Below are 17,327 nucleotides of genomic sequence, written 5' to 3' on the forward strand. Positions count from 1 at the left end.
GATCTTCGTCACCGTTATCTCCGACTGGAATCGACCAGGTACTCGAGATTCTGGTTGTACGGTGTGGCCGTCACCGCCGCGTGCGAACTCACCCGAGACACCTCGGTAGTGCCGCGAACGACAGAGGCCTTGATGGAACCTACTTTCAACGGGGCGATGCAGCTGCTCATCCCGGCCGGGGCATTGCAGGTGGTAATCGTGGTTCCCACCGTCACTTTGACGACTGCGGGAGCGGTCAAGAAGGTGAGAACCTCGACGGTATCGCGAGCGGGGGATGACCATTGGCGCAGTGTCATAGGGGCAGCAGAGCGATTGACGGGGACCGCGGAGACCGACTGATTGCGATAGACGAGATACGCGGTGTCGCGAACAATCGCGGGTGAGGCGCCGGAGCGGAAGCTGTACAGCCCGTAGGAACTCATGTCGAGTAACGCGCGCCCATGACCGGCGCTGGGTGCGAACGACGTTCCCTCGCTGTAGTCGTTCCAGGTGACGAGCTGTACCCATTCACTGTTGGACGCAATCGCAATCTGCCACATGTTCTGCAGATTCTGTGAATTCTGTGCCTCGTCGTAGATCGACTGACTCGGACGAACATCTTGGAAGGCGACTGGCTGCATCCATATCTTTCCCAAGGAGTGAGCGGCAGCAGCAAGCCCCATCGGAGAGTTCGGGTTCGAGCCCGAGAGCGGATTTCCTGCCGGATTTCGGTTACCCCAATTCGACATCCCGTAGCTGATCGATGCAAAAGAATTCCGGTTGGCTGCTGCGTCGAGGAAAACCGGAACAAATGCCACATTTATTCCGTAAGAATTTTTCATAATAGTGATGAACTCCGACCACCAGCCCGCAGTCTTGTTTTCGGCAAGAAATGGCGAGATCACTAGTCGTCCGTCGTTCAATTTGAACGATGATGCCATGGTCGAATACGGTTTCATCTCTGCTGCCATTTGAGCTGCGGTCATGTTTTTGAACGCGCCGTTCATATCAGGCATGAGCATGATCTTGAAATTCGGATCGACTGCTGCGGCCGCTTTGATCAGGGCGGTGGGCACGGTGGAACCCCACCAACTGGTGTCGGTTGCCTTGGCGATGATGTCGACGGAGAATCCGTCGATGCCCGCGGCGATTGCCGAACGAACTTCGTTTTCGAGGTCGCGTTGGCGCCACTGCGTATCGGCGATGGGTTGCCGCGGTGTCGGCCGATCGCGGAGGAATCCTCCGTAGCGAACGTGTTTGTTGTTCTCGCCGTTGACCGTAAGATATTGTGTCGCATAGTAATCGCCAGACGGATTCGCATTGTCGATCGAAACCGGATAGGGCGGGAAGTAGTGAGCGAAAACCAACTTTCCGTTCAGTGCCGACTTGGGTGGAATGTCGAAGGGCAGCGCTGCAGATTCAGGATTCGCCGAGAACGAGGCCGGCGTGTACGTCGGCGCGGAGCGTGGTTGTGTGTTGTACGCGGCGATCAGTGCGGCCGAGATAATCACGGCCAGGGTGAAGCAGATGGTCTCGAAGGAATATTTCGCCGTTTTTCGGATCCACGGAGTTCGGATGTATCGAGTTCTGATACTCATGGCACAGTCAGCCTTTCTCGATCCCCCGAAGTGTGAGTCTTCCCCGCGTGCACTGAATCGGTGATTCAATTCTTTTCGGCCTCTGTCTGATTTGTAATTCGAGATTCGACACCATAAGTCAACCGTCACCGGCCCGAGTGTCACTTGCTGTACGAGTGTAACGCTGCCGCGTTCATCATGAATACCTGAAAGCGGTCTTTGTTCAAGAATTTCGGGTTTTTCTTTGCGGTATATATCCGTCGAAAGGTCGGTGAAATTTATCGGCTGTATTGGACAGGACTGGGACGTGTGGTCTGTTCCGTACCTCGTGGCCGAAAGGCACCGGCGAAACCAGGGAGGTGATTGCAGCCGGGCAACTGACGAAATTTCCTGGAATGTGTCGGCCTCCTGGGTCACACTGGGGAACGGACTACCGACGGATTACCGATGCGGGAGGGCTCATGACCGAAGCGATTGTGGCCGAGGGGCTGGTCAAGAAGTACGGCGACGTCACGGCATTGGACGGCATCGACCTGGAAGTGCGCGAGGGTTCGGTGATGGCTCTGTTGGGCCCCAACGGTGCCGGAAAAACCACTGCGGTAAGGATATTCACGACGCTGCTCATTCCCGACGGTGGACGCGCCAAGGTTGCCGGGCTGGACGTGGTCGAGGATGCGCGGGCGTTGCGATCCAAGATCGGTGCTTCGGGTCAGTACGCCGCGGTCGACGAGTACCTGACGGGCTACGAGAATCTGGACATGGTCGGGCGGCTGTATCACCTCGGCGCCCGAAACAGTAAGGCCCGAGCGCGAGAATTGCTCGAGCAGTTCGATCTCGTCGAGGCTGGAGATCGGCCGGTCAAGGGCTATTCCGGTGGAATGCGGCGACGTCTCGATCTCGCCGGCGCATTGGTTGCTCGGCCACAGGTGTTGTTTCTCGACGAGCCGACCACCGGCCTCGATCCTCGGGCGCGACTCGGTCTCTGGGACGTCATCGAAGGGTTGGTGGCTCAGGGGACCACGCTGTTGCTCACGACGCAATACATGGAGGAAGCCGAGAGGTTGGCCGACCAGATCGCCGTCATCGACCGCGGCTCGGTCATCGCGCGCGGTACTGCAGACCAGTTGAAGGCGCGGGTCGGGGGTGAGCGCATCGAATTGAGCGTGCACGAGGTCGAGCATCTCGACATCGTCCGCGAGGAATTGCGCTCGCTTGCCGTGGGGGACATTCAGGTTCAAGAGAATGTCCGTCGCGTCACCGTTCCTGTCGACGACGGCACCGACGCGTTGGTCGCGGCGCTGAATCTTCTGTCGGCACGAGGCATCCGCGTATTCGACGTCGGCCTGCGCAGACCCACTCTCGACGATGTCTTCCTCACACTGACCGGGCACCAGGCTGAACTGGAGGATCAGAAATGACCGTGCAGATGGCGCTCGAAGACGGTTTGACCATCGCCAGGCGAAACTTGATCAAGATCAAGCGCGTTCCGGATCTGCTGGTGTTCACCACTTTGTCGCCGATCATGTTCGTGCTCTTGTTCGCGTATGTGTTCGGCAGTGCGATCTCCGTCCCGGGCACGTCGTATCGAGAATTCCTGATCGCCGGAATCTTCACGCAGACGGTCATATTCGGTGCTACCTGGACTGGTTTGGGGATGGTCGAAGACATTCAGAAAGGAATCATCGACAGATTTCGATCGCTGCCCATGGCTCCGTCTGCCGTGCTGACCGGCAGAACGTCGAGTGACGTGTTGATCAACGTCATCAGTTTGGTGGTCATGTCGTTGACCGGTCTTCTGGTCGGGTGGCGGATTCACTCCAGTTTCCTCGAAGCGGTGGCGGGTTATGCGCTGCTTCTGTTCTTCGCGTACGCGTTGTCGTGGGTCATGGCTGTTGTCGGGCTTTGGATCCGGACACCGGAGGTATTCAACAACGCGAGCTTCATCGTCATCTTTCCGCTGTCGTTCATCGCGAACACTTTTGTCGAGACCACCAATCTTCCCGGCCCGCTCAAAGTGATCGCCGAATGGAATCCGGTGTCGGCTGTTACTCAGGCGGTGCGTGAATTGTTCGGCAATACCAATCCTGCGATGACGGTTCCGGATGCGTGGCCACTGCAGAATCCGGTCATCGCGTCGTTGTTGTGGACTTTCGGTTTGCTGATCGTCTTCGTGCCGTTCGCTATTCGTCGGTATCAGAAGGCAGTCAGCCGCTGACCTGGTGATTCCGGCCGGTAGGGTGGATATGTGCCGGAGCCCGAACGCATCGACAAACGCAGCCTGAGATACGCCGGGCGACGTGAGGAGTTGCTCGACGCGCTGACCCGCTACGTCATCGACAACGGTGTCGGGGAGTTGACGGTGAGGCAGCTCGCCAAGGCCGTGGGTGTGTCGCATGCGTCGTTGCTCAACCATTTCGATAGCAAGGAGAATCTGCTCTCCGAGGTCATCGAGAACATGCGTGGTGAGTCCATTCCGATTGCGGTGCCGATGAAACCGGGGGTCGATCCGGCGACAGTGCTGACTGCGTGGTGGACCGAACGTACGACGCCGGAGGTCCTGCCGCGGTTCCGGGTGATGGTCGAGATCTACGCCCTCGCGCTCGGCGACCGCGACCGCTACGGACGGTTCCTGGACCGTTTTGTGGGCGATTGGATCGAGGCACTGGAAGCCGGTCTACGACAAGCGGGTTGCCCCGAGGACGATGTTGCCTCTGTCGCTACTCTGTTGCTCTCGCAAATGCGGGGTCTGTCGATGGATCTTCTGGCCACCGGGGACCGGGCCCGCGTCGATCGTGCGTTCGGGCTTTTTGTCGACGGCTTTGCCGCCCGCGCTCGGGAGTGGTCCACGCCAAGATCCGATCGCCTTCAACGCTGACCGATCACCACGGTCGACGCGGTCTCGCTGTAGGTTGCCACCCGAGTGAGAAACCCTCCCCGAGTGAATGTTTCAACAGTCATTTCGACCTGCTCCGTACTCGTCTCGACGAGAAGACAGCCACCCGGTCGTAGCCACGGCGCGGCGTCCGCGATGATGCGACGCTGCAGATCCAGTCCGTCGGTACCGCCGTCCAACGAGACCAGCGGTTCGTGAAGACGGGCTTCGGGCGGCATCAGCCTGATCGATTCGGTGGGGACGTAAGGTGCATTGGCGACGACGACATCCACGCGACCGAGTAATTTCGTCGGCAGTGGTTCGAATAAATCGCCTTCGAGTACACGCTCGGGCGGTGTGATGTTTCGGCGAGCGCACCGCACTGCGGCCGGTTCCACGTCTACCGCGTACAAATCGACGGCGTCGAGCGTCGACTGCAGGACAACGCCGACAGCTCCTGAGCCGCAACACATGTCGACGACGACGCTTCCTGGGGTGACAAGTGAGCGGGCCTGCCGGGCGAGGAACTCGGTGCGCCGGCGTGGGACGAAGACTCCGGAGTCGATGTGAATGCGCAAGCCGCAGAACTCGGCCCATCCGAGGACGGGCTCGAGTGGTTCGCCGGCAACTCGTCGGTCGACCATCGCGTCGAGTTCATCGCGAGAGCGTGCGGTGTGAAGAAGTAGGCGAGCCTCGTCTTCGGCGAAGACGCAACCTGCTGCTCGGAGGATCGCGGCCACCGACTTCTGCTGCGAAGCAGGGAAGGTCGGGAGATCAGGTGCTGACATGAGAGAGCCTTTCGGCCTCCTGATCTCGCGGGGGACCTGCACGTATCGAACATCGCCACCCTACCCGAGCAGGCGTGTCACGACGGTCGATGCGGAGCGGAAATTTAGGTTGACCAAATGGTAAGGCTGTTCTATGGTCTGAACTCGATCAGCTGATGTGGGGCCGATCACCACATATGCACCGTCACCGCAATCGGTAGGAGAAGTACGTGAGTAAGCGACTGTGTAGGACGCTCGTCGGACTGAGCGCGAGTGCGTTGGTGGCGTTGACAGTTGCGGCGCCGGCCGGAGCGGAACCGAACGATGCTCCGGGTGCTGTCGTGAGTCAGGAGTTGCTCGGTCCCGACCGGGTGATCCTGGGTGCCGTGAGCGCAACGAAGGTGACGTACTGGTCGACGGGCCCGAAGGATGCGCCGATGACGAGTACCGGTGTGGTGTTTCGCCCAGAGGGAGCTCCGCCCGAGGGTGGTTGGCCGGTCATCTCCTACGCGCACGGGACGGTGGGTGTCGCGGATCAGTGTGCGCCGAGCAGCAGTGTTCCACTCGAACGGACCGCGACGCATCTGGGTCACTGGCTGGAGCAGGGATACGCGGTCGTGACCACCGACTACGTGGGGCTCGGAACACCCGGTGTTCACCCGTATCTCGACGGGCGTTCCGCTGCACACAGCGTTGTGGACATGGTGCGTGCCGCTCGTGCGGTCGACGACGACCTCTCGAGCGCATGGGTTGCGATGGGGCAGTCGCAGGGCGGGCAGGCGACTATGTTCACCGCTTCGCTTGCCACTGCTTACGCGCCGGAGTTGGACTACCGCGGCGCTGTCGCCACTGGTGTCCCCTCGAACATCGAGAATCTTCTACCGCTCGGTGGTCCGGCTTTCCCGGCGCTTCCGCTCAAGGGTACGACGGTCTACATCGCGAACGTTCTTGACGGACTGCGTGCTTCGCGGCCGGATATCGACATCGACTCGTATCTGACCCCGCTCGGCAAGACCATCCTCGACGACGTCGAGAACAACATGTGCTACACCGAGGCGCGCACGAAGTACGGAACCGTCACACTCGGGCAGGTGCTGACGAAGTCGCTGGACAATCCAGTATTCATGGAGGCTGCGCGTGACCTGCTCACTGTGCCGACCGCAGGATACGACCGCCCGTTCTTCATCGGTCAGGGGTTGTCGGACATCGATGTTCCGGCACCGCTGACACTGAAGTTCGCGGCCGACCTTACTGCCAACGGTGTCGACTTTGCATTCCATACCTATCCCACTGATCATCTGGGAACCGTTCCGGCTTCGGTTCCAGACAGTACCCCGTTTGTCGCGGCGCTGTTCTCTGGTCAACGGCCATGCACCGGAAGCCTCTGCTGACCAACATCTTTCAGGCGGCACCAACTCCGCGCAGATAGATGTCGATCGGGATCCGAAGTTGCCGAACGGTTTCGGAGGAGCGGGGATCTCGGCTACGCGCTCCGAGGCAGTAGTCGAAGATCAAGCCCTCCAGAAGGCTCAGAAGATTTGCGGCGGCGACGTCAGGATCGTCAACGCCAACGATGTCGAAGACAGGCCTTGCCTTCTCCCGTGAAAACAGGCTGTCTTCGAGGAGTTGGTGCAATGCCGAATCTCGGGGAGTTTCCAAGAGCAGTGCATATCTCGCGATCAATTCGTGTCTGCGGTGCGAGAGAAGATCATCGAGATACTCGGCCGTCAGGGCAGCAGGATCGCTGGGCCTCTCGCGGAGTTCGTCGAATATCGAACGTGACCGGTGCACGATGTGCAATGCGGTTGCTTCGAGTAGTGCCTCGCGAGTGCGGAAATAGTACGACGTCGAACCGGCAGGAAGTTCCAGGGACTGATCAACCGCCCGATGGGTGAGTGCACGCGGGCCCTGCTCGGCGATGATCGTGACGGCGGATGCCGCGATGAGGGCTCTGCGATCAGGCTTCATGTCGTTCCTTGTTGTCGATGTTGCATGCTGCAGATGGTGCGTCGTGAGGGTCACATTGACTCGATTTGCCTTCGATCACTAGCCTCGACTCTACAGACGTAGAGGAGTCTTATGCTACTGGACGAAGAGCAGTTGGCGGCACGCGAAGCCCTCGACGCACTGCAGGCCCGGATCTCGGGCGGTGAGGTCGGGGGTGGGATCTATCTCTGGGGTAGCGTCGGCCGCGGGAAGACGATGCTCATGGACGAGTTCTACGACAGGCTCCCGGTCAGCAAGCGGCGCATTCACTTTCATCGGTTCTTTGCAGATCTGCACTCTCGGGCGCATGAACTCGGCTCGATGGGCGTGGCACTGGATCACGTCGTCGATGGAATCCGTGTGCTCTGTTTCGACGAGTTCCACATCGACGACGTCGCCGACGCCATGTTCATGGCAAGGGTTCTCGACACAATCGTCGCGAAAGGCGTGACTGTTGTCGTCACGTCCAATGTTCCGCCGACCGATCTTCTTCCCAATCCGCTTTTTCACGAGCAGTTCGTTCCGTCGATCGAGTTGATCGAACGGACTCTCGAGGTGATCGAGTTGGGTGGCTCCGTCGACTATCGGACGGCGGGACAGCCAGGTGCCGGGGACTACCGTTTTGCGACAGGAGAATTCCTCCTCGGCTCGGGAACTACGCGGCCTTCGGGCGAAAGTGTCGAATTGATAATAGGCACACGCACATTGGAGTGCTCGGCGATTCGAGACGGTGTCGTCTGGTTCGACTTCGAGGTGCTGTGCACTGGTTCGACCTCGGCTGCCGATTACCTCGCGCTCGCCGCCCGCTTCGACGACTGGGTGATCTTCGGAGTGCCGGTGCTCGCCGAGGCGTCGGAATTTGCCCTTCGCCGTTTCGCGAATGTCGTCGATGTTCTCTATGACGTCGATGCGCGGCTGACGATCTACGCCGACGCTTACGTCGAAGAAGTGGCAGGCAGCCTCCGGGACGTGCCGGGGTTGGCGCGCCTCTACAGTCGTCTGTCGCTACTGGCGAGGTCGGCGGTGGGCAGCATCAGTTGAGGAGCAGCGTCAACTCCAGGTGAGATCGCCGGTCGCGGCGCTGGGCGTGAGTCCGAACATGCTGTGGCAGATCCGGTTGAGATGGGCGCTGTCGGTGAAGCCGGCCTCGTGGGCACTGGTTGTCAGGCTTGCGCCACCGCTCATCACTTCCATGGCGCGTCGTAGCCGCAACCAACGAATGTAGGTCGAAAAACTCATCTGCAGTTGATCGTTGAAGATTCTTCCCAATCGGCCGGGCGAGATGGAGACCAGCGCGGCGGTGTCCGTCACCGTTATCGGCCCCGAAAGTCGCTCGGGCAGTATCGTCAGAGCATGCTCGAGTGCAGGGTGAAGAGCGCGTACGCTCGACGGCTGCTTGCTTTCGGACAGTGAATCGATCAGCCTCGCTGCGTATTCCAGATCCGAATCAGCGCCACGGTCCGTCATCGCTACTGCGGTCTGCCCACGGTCCGACCAGTCGGCCACACCACCGTGCTCGGATACAGGCGGCCTGATGCGCCGGCCCATTCCCGTGGTGGAGTCCACGTAGATCGCTCGTCCCCGCGCACCCTCGGAGGCGGATAACGCGTGGACCGCCCCGGATGGAATGACCACGGACCGCACGACTTCACTGTGGCCGTCCCCGTCCGTGACCGTGACGTCCCCGTCGTCGACGATCATGATCTGAACAGCGGCATGCGAATGCATGTGCGCGGATCCCACTGCGCCGGTGAACATGAGAATTCCGGGCTCCATGTGGACGGCGCCGGACCAGGTCATGTCGGAAATCATAGTGACGACCCTGACAGAGCTCGGGGTCCGGTCATCCTCCGGTAGGACCGCACTCGGTTCGAAGATCGTGCGCTGGGCCGATGTGCTGGCGAGGGGTTCACGAGAAGGTGGAATCATGAACAACGCACAAGCACCCGCAGTCCTGTCGGTCCACGCGCTGGGCAAGTCGTACGGCGACGTTCCAGTGCTCCGAGGTGTATCGCTGGAAGTGCGCGCCGGTACTGCTACGGCCATCATGGGTCCTTCAGGGTCGGGCAAGTCGACTCTGCTGCATTGCATGTCAGGAATCGTCAAGCCCGACTCGGGAGCAATCCTGCTGAGCGGCAGGCATATCGAGAACCTCGGTGAGAACGACCGCAGCCGCCTCCGACGCGAGTCGTACGGATTCGTTTTTCAATCGGGCCAACTGTTGCCGGAGCTTCCGGCGATCGAGAACGTCGCTTTGCCCTTGGTGCTCAACGGGTTGTCCATCGCCGAAGCCAAGCGGACGGCGCACGGCTTCTTTGCGCCATTGGGACTGGACGGGCTGCAGGACCGTCGCCCGGGTCAGATGTCGGGTGGGCAGTCGCAACGTGTGGCGATTGCGCGAGCGTTGGTGACCAAACCCGCCGTTCTCTTCGCAGACGAGCCGACCGGTGCCCTCGACGCGCAGACGAGTTGGGAAGTGATGAGGGTGTTGCGTGATTCGGCTCAACAGATCGGTTCTGCGTTGGTCGTCGTCACTCACGATGCCGAAGTCGCTCGGTGGTGTGATCGCACGATGATGATGCAGGCCGGTTCGCTCGTCGGGACACAGGTGGCGGCATGAAGGCCACAGCGCGCGTTGCATTGATGACGGTGCGAGGTGAAGGCCGAAAGGCCTTGAGTACCTTCGCGCTTCCCGTAACGGCCTTTGCCGCCTCGACGACGTTGTTGCTGACGGTGCTCGGCGGCTACGGTGCATTTGCGGGCAGATCGAGCGAACCCGAAGCCGAGGCGTACCTAGCACTCGCAGGGGTTGCTTCGGTGTTGATGATCGTTCCAGCCGTCACTCTCGGCCTGGCGGCGGCCCGCTTGGGCGCGCGCCGTCGCGACGAACGACTTGCCTCGCTGCGACTCATCGGATCCACCCCTCGCCAGATCGTTGCGCTGTGCGCTGCGGAATCGGGTATCCAGGGCTTGGCCGGTGCGTTGATCGGTGTGGTGGGATACCTCCTCGCGTTGCCGCTCGTAGCTCTCTTGAGATTTCAAGGTCGGACATTCGAGTGGAGTGAGCTTTGGGTAGGCGCACTTCCGCTGGTGGGCATCGTATTCGGAATGACCATCCTGGCTGCTTTGACGTCGATGCTCGGGATGCGCCAGGTGTTCGTGAGCCCGTTGGGCGTCACGGCGGGCAATCCCAGCGCCGCACCGAAGATGATCTTCGCGGTGGCTGGGGTGGGGGTTCTTCTGGGGTGGAGTGCATTTGGGGGCTCCGCGGCAAGCATCGCGGCAATCCTGGTGGGCCTTGGTCTCTGCTTCGGCGTTGTTGCGTTGGTCGGTCCGTTCGTCATTTCGCTGCTTGGACGGATCATGCTCAAATGCGCCAAAGACGGTGCTTCGCTGATTGCGGCGCGTCGGGTCTTGGATAATCCGAAGGCTGTGTGGCGCACGGTCAGCGGTGTGACGATGGCCAGCTTTGTTGCCGCAGGCACATCTCTCCTCGCCGCGATAGGCAACGGGGAAGGGCAGGATGTGCAGCCAGGGCAGGAGTTCCTGTTCGCGGACATGAGAACCGGGGTGTTGTTCACTCTCGGAGCAACATTCACGTTGGCGGCAATCTCGTCTGCGCTCACCCAGGTATCCGGGATCCTCGACAACCGTGAGCTGTATCGGAGTCTGACTCTGGCCGGTACACCTGTCGAGGTGATGGACAGCGCCCGCATGCGGCACGTTCGCACTCCCGTGGTGGTGATGGCACTGGCCGGCGCCGGCGCTGCACTGCTGTTCCTCTTCCCGCTGGCAGGGGCAGCCGTATTGACCACTCCGATGGCGCTGGTTCAGTTGGGCGTCACCCTGGCTGTGGGGATCGCGTTGGTGTTGGCCAGTGCGTTTGCAGCCAAGCCCGTCATGCGACGGGTACTCGCGGGCTGAATCTCCACCGATCGTCCGTCAGTTCTGTCTCCGGAACGGTTCGGCCAACTGGCCGAGGTAGTCGTCCGGGTAGTCGGGCTTGGCCGCCATTCCGAGATCGTCACTGCTGAAGCGCTTTTCCGGATCGAAAGAATAAGTGCGGAACAGGTGATCCCAGATCAGAGTGAACAAACCGAAATTGACGTCACCGATTCCCGCCCACTTCAGGTGATGGAATCGGTGGCCGGCGTTGAGGGCGAGTATCGGACACAGGGGGCCGATGCGGTAGTCGGCATTCGAATGCTGAAGCAGGAGTTGGACAGCGACACAAACCGCGAGCGCCGAGGCAACTGGAACGGGCATCCCGAGGAGGATCAGTGGCAGGACGCCACCGGCGGTTTCGAAAGTCTGATGCACGGGGTGCTTCATCAGTCCGTTCATACCGTAGAACCGTTCGAGGCTGTGATGAACCGCGTGGAAACGCCACAACCATCCAACCTTGTGGCTGATCAAATGCACCACGGTGATGCCGAAATCGGCAACCAACACTGCGAAGACGACCTGAAGGACAAACGGAAGACCGCTCGGCCACAGCCCGTCGAACGGAATCACCGCGGCCATCAACGGGATTACCGCGACGCTGACCAAGATGAGGGATTCGTTGACAAACGCATGGACAGCGTCGCGAAACCTGTCCGGTCCCGCAGCATTCCACGAAGATTCGTAGGGAAGCGCCCGTTCGGCCGCGAAAGAGCAGACCACTGCGAAGAGAATCAATGCCACCAGTGACCATTTCGGCGCACCGGATGCCGCCAGCGCGATTGCGGCTCCGTTGATTCCCAAGAGCATGAACGGGACGTACCCGTATCTGACGATGAGGGTGAGCATGTATTCGATGGTGCACGGCGCGGGTGGTCCTCGACTTGTACGAATCGGTCGACTTTCAGTCAGCCGAACAAGCGGTGTCGCGTTACTTCGTCAGCACGGTGGCGAGTGCAGCGCTCAGATACGGAGTGATGTTCTCGACGACCCGTGTCACGATCGCAGTGGCGACGTCAGCCGGTTGCAGTGGCACCGACGGTGTCTGCGGCAGCGCCGGGGGAGCAGGCGGAGCGGGCTCGGACATCATCGGCGTGTAGGTGTTGTGCTTCGTGAAGTAGCCGAAGACCGAATCCACGAACACCTCGGGCGCATCACGCGGCTTGGGCATGTTGCAGATGCCGTCACCCTCGATGCAGACTTCCTGCACTGCGATGTCTCCGAATCCGCCGCGTGCTCCGGACATCGTCGCTCCCGGAACGACATTGGGCACTACGGTTTCGATGCCCCCGGCCGAGTTGCGAGGGTCGGCGTAGAGGACGCCTTCGACTTGCGATTGGGGAATGGATCCGTCACGTGCGATGTCACCGAGAACGTCGCCGGCAATCCGTGCTCCCTGTGAGTATCCGGTGACGACGATCTCGCTGCCCGGGCACTGAGCGTGGAAAGCGTTGACTTCGGTGCGAAGCGTCTGGGCGCCGGCGGCAACGCTCTGGTCGTACGTCTGTTCGCCGAGCGGCCAGAAGCTGGCGGGGTAGGTCACCGGCTTGGAGGCGTAACCCTGGGCGACGTAGCGGTCGGTGACGGGTTGCGTCGTTTGTCCCGTCGGATCCCACGTTCCGCCGACCGCGAATACCGCACCGGCCGGGCACGACCCACCGTCATTCGGGTCCGCTCCGGCAGGTACCGACATCACAAGAGTCACCCCCGCTGTGACTGCAACCGTGCATGCCACTGACATCGCGTATTTCCTCATCGGGCCTGTCCCCATCTATCTACGTTCTCGTTCACTGGCGAGACAACCCGCGGTCCGACGCGTTTCGTTCGGTACTGAAGAGAATGGTGATGGGGCGATAAGTCCTGGAGGTAATCCGTGCGTAAACAGGAAGTTGCCGACCGGCGCTGTTTACTACCAGCGTGTGTGGGGCGTCACGGCGTCGGTACCTGCGGCGGGTGATCCGGCTCGAGGAGGGTTCCGATCTCCTTCCCCATCGACACGGTGTTGTTGAGGTCCGCGTTGGTTGTCGGCCCGAGTGTGGCGTAGACGACGATCGTCGTCTTCGAATCGGGGTAGTAGAGCGCGAGACCGTTGTAACCGCCGTACGACGGGTTCATCACCAGCCAGCCGTCGAGGTGCCCGGTCCCGAAGGAAAAGAACTTGTCCGCCGTCATACTTCCCAAGCCCGCAGTCGTCGGCGCCATCTGCTGCTCGAAAGCCTTGTCGGAGAGTAACTCTCCCGTTCCCAGCGCGCGCACCCACTTTCCGACGTCGGCGACAGGCGCGTTCATGTTTCCGCTGTGCAGGAACGCCGTCGGATTCCAGAAAGTGGAGTCTTCGAATACTCCACGTTCATTGGTGTAACCGTGCAGGATCGGTTCGTCCATCTGCGACGTGAGTACAACGCTGCTGTGATCCATCCCGAGTGGATCGAAGACGCGCTGCTGAAGTAGTTCGCCCAGCGGTTTTCCAGTCGCTTTCTCCATGACGTCGCCGAGCAGCGTCAGGTCGCTGTGCGCGTACGCCCAACTGGTGCCGGGTTCGAACAACGGCGGGCGGGAGTTGGCAAGATCCAGGATCTCTCGAGAAGTCCAGCCCTTCATCGGGTTGTCCGTGAAGAGTTTGAGGAACTGTGGATCGGTCACGTAGTCGGAGATGCCCGACGTGCTGTTGGCCAGCATTCGCGGAGTGATGGTGTCTGCGCGTGGAAAGTTCGGTTCCCACTTCGCGATCGGTTGATCGAGGGGAAGCGTTCCCTCTTCGTCGAGTTGCAGCAGGACTGTCGAGAGCATCGGTTCCATCGGTTGGCCGACGCGCAACTGCATGTCGGTTGTCGCCGGAACTCCGACAGGGGACTCTCCGACGGCGCCGAGAGCAACTTCGTCGTCGCCTCGCCACACCCCGAACACAGCGGCACTGAGGCCCAAGTCGGCCACTTGGCGGCGGACGATGTCCGTGATCTCGGTGGATTCCCGACTGCTCGAGGTGCTGGGAGAGGCGCTGCCCGTGTTTGTTGCGGAGTCATCGTCGGAACTGCACGCAGCGGTTGCAATGGCAACGGTCAAGGCGATCGACAGAGCAGACAGCCGCACCCGAGCGCGGTGGTGGGAGGAAGTCATGCCTGCGATCCCTTCGATGTGGAAATCGAGCAACCGACGCCGAGCAATGTCCCAATTGGCCGAATTTACCGCAGTTGGAAGGAGGAGGGGTCAGATCGACCGTATAGGCGCAACTGCTGTTCCAGTGCAGTCCTCATTCGGGTGCCGCGTCCGGTTCCTCTCGCAGGTCCTGCGCTTGCTGAAGCTCGGCGTTGATGCGACGGGCTTCGGTGAGTTGGTCTTCGAGGATGATGATGCGGCAAGCCGCGTCGAGCGCCGTGCCGTTGGCTACGAGTTCGTGCGCGCGGGCTGCGATGCGCAGCTGGTAGCGGGAGTAGCGGCGATGTCCGCCCTCAGAGCGTTGCGGGGTAAGTAGTTTCGCGGCATCGAGGCTACGAAGGAAAGCTTGCCTGACACCGAGGATCTCGGCCGCATGTCCCATGCTGTACGCAGGATAGTTCTCGTCGTCGAATCTGCCGGAGGGGTCCCCCGGTGGTGTATCTGCCGGAATGGCTCGCTTCTTTCGCTGAACGGACGGGGCCCCCGGCGCGAGGAGCGCCGGGGGCCGGATGGGGTTGAACTTACTTACATAACTGCATTCTTTCGAACTTCCGGACTCGCACAAGACATCCGGTAGCCGCTTTGAAGGGGGGTGCCGGGTCCGACTACACACTCACACACGAATTCGGCCCCGGCACGTCCCTGCCCTGCGGTACTGCTTGCGGGTAGTTCATCTCTCCCGCATCTCTTGACTCGTTCCTTGCTACGAGAAAAAAGATACAACAGCCTCGCGAGAATGTCTACCCTGACCGCTGTAGATATTTTGTTGCGAACATTCTAGGTGTTGATATTCAGGAACGGCCTGGTCGCCGGGGGTGAGAGCGCTCAATGTGAGTCATAGGAGATGGATCTGGGACAATGCTCCGATGCGAAATACCCCGAAGTCCGAGTCGTTGTTGCGCGCCCGCGCGGAGAGGGAAGAGCGCACCGGCTCCTCCGAGCATCCAGCTGGTGGCGCGCCGAACCCCGGAGAGGACTCGTCGTCGTCCGAGCCGGGGGCACGCAGCGACAGCGCCACGATTCGGTCGGCTCGGTCCGAGCTCTCAACTCACGCCAGGGCAGTGGAAAGTATGCACGAGGCGATCCATCCTGATCGCGATTGAGGCAGCTGCCTCGTCGGGATGCGGGGGACTCCTTCATCCCGCTCACTGCAACGCACGACGGCCGCCGCACTCCCGAAAGTAAGGGGAGTGGCGACGACCGTCGAGTTGTCAGAGTGTGCGCTCAGTACTTGAACCTCAAGGCAGCAACTGGTCCAGGAAGGTGTTGCTGAAGACCTTGTGCGGATCCAACGCGTTGAATGCGGCGTTGGCGGTGTCCCAGTTGTCGCTCGATGGGACGCCGTCGCGGTAGGTCTGGGGGAGGCCCTGGGTGATGATCGGGGTGTCGGTGTACGGCTTGTCGGGGTCGAACGCCCAGCCCTTGGACCACTCGGGGCGGAAGGTGGCGTCGTTGTTGTTGTAGTGATTACGCATCCACTGTTCCATTTCGCGGTAGAACGCGAACATGCCGGGGGTTCCGGGGACGCCGAGGACGTTGAGCCAGATGGCGGTGTCCCATTCCGGATGGTCGGGGCGAGGGCGCATGGCCGAGATGGTGGGGGCGCCTGCCGAGTCGACCTCGACATCCGACGGTTGATCGAGGCCGCAGCAACGGATTTCGACGGGCCCGTTGAGGGGGAACTGTCCGATGGAGCGGTAGTACTCCATGCGGCCGTTGAACCACTGGGTGAAGTCGTGGATGACCTGGCCGATGTTGGCGCGAGAGGTGATGACGGCTCCGCCGCCCTCGGTCAGGCGCAGGGTGGTGGCCCGGATGTAGAACTGGACGTCCTTGGACCATCCCCACAGGTCGTTGGAGAACGTCGCGGCGAGTCCGGCAACGGTGGTGGCGTACATGATCTGCCCGAATGCCGGTGCGATGCCCGGGTTTCCGGAGTTGATCTGGCCGATCATGTCGGTGACCGGCTCCGGGAGGTTGTCGGAGAAGATGTAGTTGTACGGTCCGGTCACCTCACGCGAGAACGGCGGCTTGGTGGGGGCAAGTGACCACACCTTCATCCACGGGCGTTCGGTGAAGGGGTACCAGATTGCTTCTGCGCGACCGTTTTCGCGGACGAACTTCTCGAAGGTGCGTCCGGACGCTCCGCGGGCGCCGAAGAGTTCCTGCCAACCGATGTCGGTGTGGCTGACGCAGCGCATGCGGTAGTTGGGGGCGGCCTGCAAGGTGACGGAGGTGAGGAAGGTGCGTCCGAGGTGAGTCAGCAGCGGCTTGATCGCCGCGTCGCTACGCGCGTACGTCTTCAGTGCGTACTCGCTGCCGTTCCAGACCACTGCGGTCAGGGAGGTGACGAGGTTGGAGAGTGAGCCGAAAGTCTGTCCGGGAACGTGTGCTTCGCCTTCGGCGGGGAGAGCTGCGCCGTGAGCGTCGACGGCGAGGCAGCCGGCAATGGTCAACACACCCGGCGCCGGCAGGTTCGCGAACCCGAGGCCCTGTGCCTGCAGTGCGGTCGTGATGGCGTCGAGGGTCGCACCGGGTCCTGCGGTGACGGTGGCTGGGCTGCCACCGGCGTTGACGGAGACTCCGGTGAGGTGGACCGTGGTGTCGGCGAGGATGACCTTGTCGACCGGCGCACCGTTGACGATGGTCAGCGGCGTCCAGCCGTGCATGGCGCCGCGGGGACGAATGGTGTAGCCGTTGGCATGACCCCAGTTAGCGAGGCGGACTACGTCTTCGGGCGTCTTGGGCGAACAGGTCCAGATCGCGTCGAGCATGATCTCCTTGGACCAGTTCTGATATGCCTGCTGGTACAGCGCGATGCCTTCGGGGAAGGCAGGCGGCGGCGTGAGGGTGGACACGGGACCACCCGCGGAGCCGGAAGAGCCGGCGGGGACGGCGTAGGCCGGCGTCCAGCCGGCGAATGCGGTCGCTGCCACGGCGCCGGCTCCAGCGGCCATGAAACCTCGTCGGGACAGTCGGAACTTTTCGTCTTGTGCCGTCATCTTCGGGCTACTCCATCGGGTTCGAGAACTACGGTGAGTTCTAACA

Annotated in this window: 17 protein-coding genes; 8 read left to right on the plus strand and 9 right to left on the minus strand. The window is 61.3% G+C overall.

Going from position 1 to position 17,327, the window contains the following annotated elements; genetic code table 11:
* Nucleotides 1-14: 14 nt before the first annotated feature.
* A complete protein-coding gene (locus tag QM609_RS11840) occupies nucleotides 15-1,973 on the minus strand; it encodes a glycoside hydrolase family 71 protein (RefSeq protein WP_238587987.1) in 1,959 nt (652 codons plus the stop codon).
* 44 nt (nucleotides 1,974-2,017) lie between these two features.
* On the opposite strand from QM609_RS11840, the gene QM609_RS11845 reads away from it, so the two are divergent.
* From QM609_RS11845 to QM609_RS11855, 3 genes are read left to right on the plus strand one after another with little or no spacing between them, the layout of a single operon-like run.
* On the plus strand, nucleotides 2,018-2,974 hold the full coding sequence (locus tag QM609_RS11845) for an ATP-binding cassette domain-containing protein (RefSeq protein ID WP_050655869.1): 957 nt from the start codon (nucleotides 2,018-2,020) through the stop codon (nucleotides 2,972-2,974).
* Nucleotides 2,971-3,771, plus strand: coding sequence for an ABC transporter permease (locus QM609_RS11850; protein ID WP_003945537.1), 801 nt, complete (start codon nucleotides 2,971-2,973; stop codon nucleotides 3,769-3,771). The genes QM609_RS11845 and QM609_RS11850 overlap by 4 nt, the downstream gene beginning before the upstream one ends.
* 30 nt (nucleotides 3,772-3,801) lie before the next feature.
* On the plus strand, nucleotides 3,802-4,431 hold the full coding sequence (locus QM609_RS11855; protein WP_042449375.1) for a TetR/AcrR family transcriptional regulator: 630 nt from the start codon (nucleotides 3,802-3,804) through the stop codon (nucleotides 4,429-4,431).
* Here QM609_RS11855 and QM609_RS11860 read toward each other — a convergent pair.
* Nucleotides 4,422-5,216, minus strand: coding sequence for a putative protein N(5)-glutamine methyltransferase (locus tag QM609_RS11860; protein ID WP_042449377.1), 795 nt, complete (start codon nucleotides 5,214-5,216; stop codon nucleotides 4,422-4,424). The genes QM609_RS11855 and QM609_RS11860 overlap by 10 nt on opposite strands.
* A gap of 209 nt (nucleotides 5,217-5,425) precedes the next feature.
* On the opposite strand from QM609_RS11860, the gene QM609_RS11865 reads away from it, so the two are divergent.
* Nucleotides 5,426-6,586, plus strand: coding sequence for a lipase family protein (locus tag QM609_RS11865; protein ID WP_050655870.1), 1,161 nt, complete (start codon nucleotides 5,426-5,428; stop codon nucleotides 6,584-6,586).
* Between the two features lie 10 nt (nucleotides 6,587-6,596).
* Here QM609_RS11865 and QM609_RS11870 read toward each other — a convergent pair whose 3' ends face one another.
* Nucleotides 6,597-7,163: a TetR/AcrR family transcriptional regulator gene (locus tag QM609_RS11870; protein WP_042449379.1), complete on the minus strand. Its 567-nt coding sequence runs from the start codon at nucleotides 7,161-7,163 to the stop codon at nucleotides 6,597-6,599.
* A gap of 111 nt (nucleotides 7,164-7,274) precedes the next feature.
* Between QM609_RS11870 and zapE the strand changes: the two genes are divergently transcribed.
* Nucleotides 7,275-8,222, plus strand: a complete 948-nt coding sequence (gene zapE, locus QM609_RS11875; RefSeq protein WP_042449381.1) for a cell division protein ZapE — start codon at nucleotides 7,275-7,277, stop codon at nucleotides 8,220-8,222.
* A gap of 9 nt (nucleotides 8,223-8,231) precedes the next feature.
* Here zapE and QM609_RS11880 read toward each other — a convergent pair whose 3' ends face one another.
* Entirely contained in the window at nucleotides 8,232-8,981 is a 750-nt protein-coding gene (locus QM609_RS11880; protein ID WP_050655871.1) for a helix-turn-helix transcriptional regulator, read from the minus strand.
* Here QM609_RS11880 and QM609_RS11885 point away from each other — a divergent pair.
* Both QM609_RS11885 and QM609_RS11890 read left to right on the plus strand, forming a co-directional pair.
* On the plus strand, nucleotides 8,956-9,801 hold the full coding sequence (locus QM609_RS11885; RefSeq protein ID WP_007734065.1) for an ABC transporter ATP-binding protein: 846 nt from the start codon (nucleotides 8,956-8,958) through the stop codon (nucleotides 9,799-9,801). The genes QM609_RS11880 and QM609_RS11885 overlap by 26 nt on opposite strands.
* A complete protein-coding gene (locus tag QM609_RS11890; protein ID WP_042449387.1) occupies nucleotides 9,798-11,105 on the plus strand; it encodes an FtsX-like permease family protein in 1,308 nt (435 codons plus the stop codon). Before QM609_RS11885 ends, QM609_RS11890 begins: the two co-directional genes overlap by 4 nt.
* A gap of 18 nt (nucleotides 11,106-11,123) precedes the next feature.
* On the opposite strand, the gene QM609_RS11895 is transcribed toward QM609_RS11890, so the two are convergent.
* From QM609_RS11895 to QM609_RS11910, 4 genes are all read right to left on the minus strand, one after another.
* The gene (locus tag QM609_RS11895; protein WP_042449389.1) at nucleotides 11,124-11,972 is read right to left on the minus strand and encodes a sterol desaturase family protein; all 849 of its coding nucleotides are present in this window, start codon (nucleotides 11,970-11,972) and stop codon (nucleotides 11,124-11,126) included.
* A gap of 82 nt (nucleotides 11,973-12,054) precedes the next feature.
* The gene (locus tag QM609_RS11900) at nucleotides 12,055-12,864 is read right to left on the minus strand and encodes a PE-PPE domain-containing protein (protein WP_003945630.1); all 810 of its coding nucleotides are present in this window, start codon (nucleotides 12,862-12,864) and stop codon (nucleotides 12,055-12,057) included.
* A 188-nt stretch (nucleotides 12,865-13,052) separates the two neighbouring features.
* Nucleotides 13,053-14,240: a serine hydrolase domain-containing protein gene (locus QM609_RS11905; protein ID WP_050655891.1), complete on the minus strand. Its 1,188-nt coding sequence runs from the start codon at nucleotides 14,238-14,240 to the stop codon at nucleotides 13,053-13,055.
* 133 nt (nucleotides 14,241-14,373) lie between these two features.
* A complete protein-coding gene (locus QM609_RS11910) occupies nucleotides 14,374-14,661 on the minus strand; it encodes a MerR family transcriptional regulator (RefSeq protein ID WP_003945791.1) in 288 nt (95 codons plus the stop codon).
* Nucleotides 14,662-15,145: 484 nt separating this feature from the next.
* Here QM609_RS11910 and QM609_RS11915 point away from each other — a divergent pair, with 484 nt between their 5' ends.
* Nucleotides 15,146-15,382, plus strand: a complete 237-nt coding sequence (locus QM609_RS11915; protein ID WP_007734072.1) for a hypothetical protein — start codon at nucleotides 15,146-15,148, stop codon at nucleotides 15,380-15,382.
* Nucleotides 15,383-15,517: 135 nt separating this feature from the next.
* Here QM609_RS11915 and QM609_RS11920 read toward each other — a convergent pair whose 3' ends face one another.
* Nucleotides 15,518-17,281, minus strand: a complete 1,764-nt coding sequence (locus QM609_RS11920) for a cholesterol oxidase substrate-binding domain-containing protein (protein WP_076948572.1) — start codon at nucleotides 17,279-17,281, stop codon at nucleotides 15,518-15,520.
* Between the last annotated feature and the right edge of the window lie 46 nt (nucleotides 17,282-17,327).

Origin of the sequence: Rhodococcus sp. IEGM 1302, assembly GCF_030056935.1 — a bacterium.
Lineage (GTDB): Bacteria > Actinomycetota > Actinomycetes > Mycobacteriales > Mycobacteriaceae > Rhodococcus_F > Rhodococcus_F qingshengii.

Coding starts and splice junctions, on each gene's coding strand:
- QM609_RS11890 (WP_042449387.1), top strand. CDS start 9,798: ATGAAGGCCACAGCGCGCGTTGCATTGATGACGGTGCGAGGTGAAGGC.
- zapE (WP_042449381.1), top strand. CDS start 7,275: ATGCTACTGGACGAAGAGCAGTTGGCGGCACGCGAAGCCCTCGACGCA.
- QM609_RS11850 (WP_003945537.1), top strand. CDS start 2,971: ATGACCGTGCAGATGGCGCTCGAAGACGGTTTGACCATCGCCAGGCGA.
- QM609_RS11920 (WP_076948572.1), bottom strand. CDS start 17,281: ATGACGGCACAAGACGAAAAGTTCCGACTGTCCCGACGAGGTTTCATG.
- QM609_RS11860 (WP_042449377.1), bottom strand. CDS start 5,216: ATGTCAGCACCTGATCTCCCGACCTTCCCTGCTTCGCAGCAGAAGTCG.
- QM609_RS11910 (WP_003945791.1), bottom strand. CDS start 14,661: ATGGGACATGCGGCCGAGATCCTCGGTGTCAGGCAAGCTTTCCTTCGT.
- QM609_RS11870 (WP_042449379.1), bottom strand. CDS start 7,163: ATGAAGCCTGATCGCAGAGCCCTCATCGCGGCATCCGCCGTCACGATC.
- QM609_RS11880 (WP_050655871.1), bottom strand. CDS start 8,981: ATGACCTGGTCCGGCGCCGTCCACATGGAGCCCGGAATTCTCATGTTC.
- QM609_RS11885 (WP_007734065.1), top strand. CDS start 8,956: ATGTGGACGGCGCCGGACCAGGTCATGTCGGAAATCATAGTGACGACC.
- QM609_RS11900 (WP_003945630.1), bottom strand. CDS start 12,864: ATGTCAGTGGCATGCACGGTTGCAGTCACAGCGGGGGTGACTCTTGTG.
- QM609_RS11915 (WP_007734072.1), top strand. CDS start 15,146: ATGCGAAATACCCCGAAGTCCGAGTCGTTGTTGCGCGCCCGCGCGGAG.
- QM609_RS11895 (WP_042449389.1), bottom strand. CDS start 11,972: ATGCTCACCCTCATCGTCAGATACGGGTACGTCCCGTTCATGCTCTTG.
- QM609_RS11845 (WP_050655869.1), top strand. CDS start 2,018: ATGACCGAAGCGATTGTGGCCGAGGGGCTGGTCAAGAAGTACGGCGAC.
- QM609_RS11905 (WP_050655891.1), bottom strand. CDS start 14,240: ATGACTTCCTCCCACCACCGCGCTCGGGTGCGGCTGTCTGCTCTGTCG.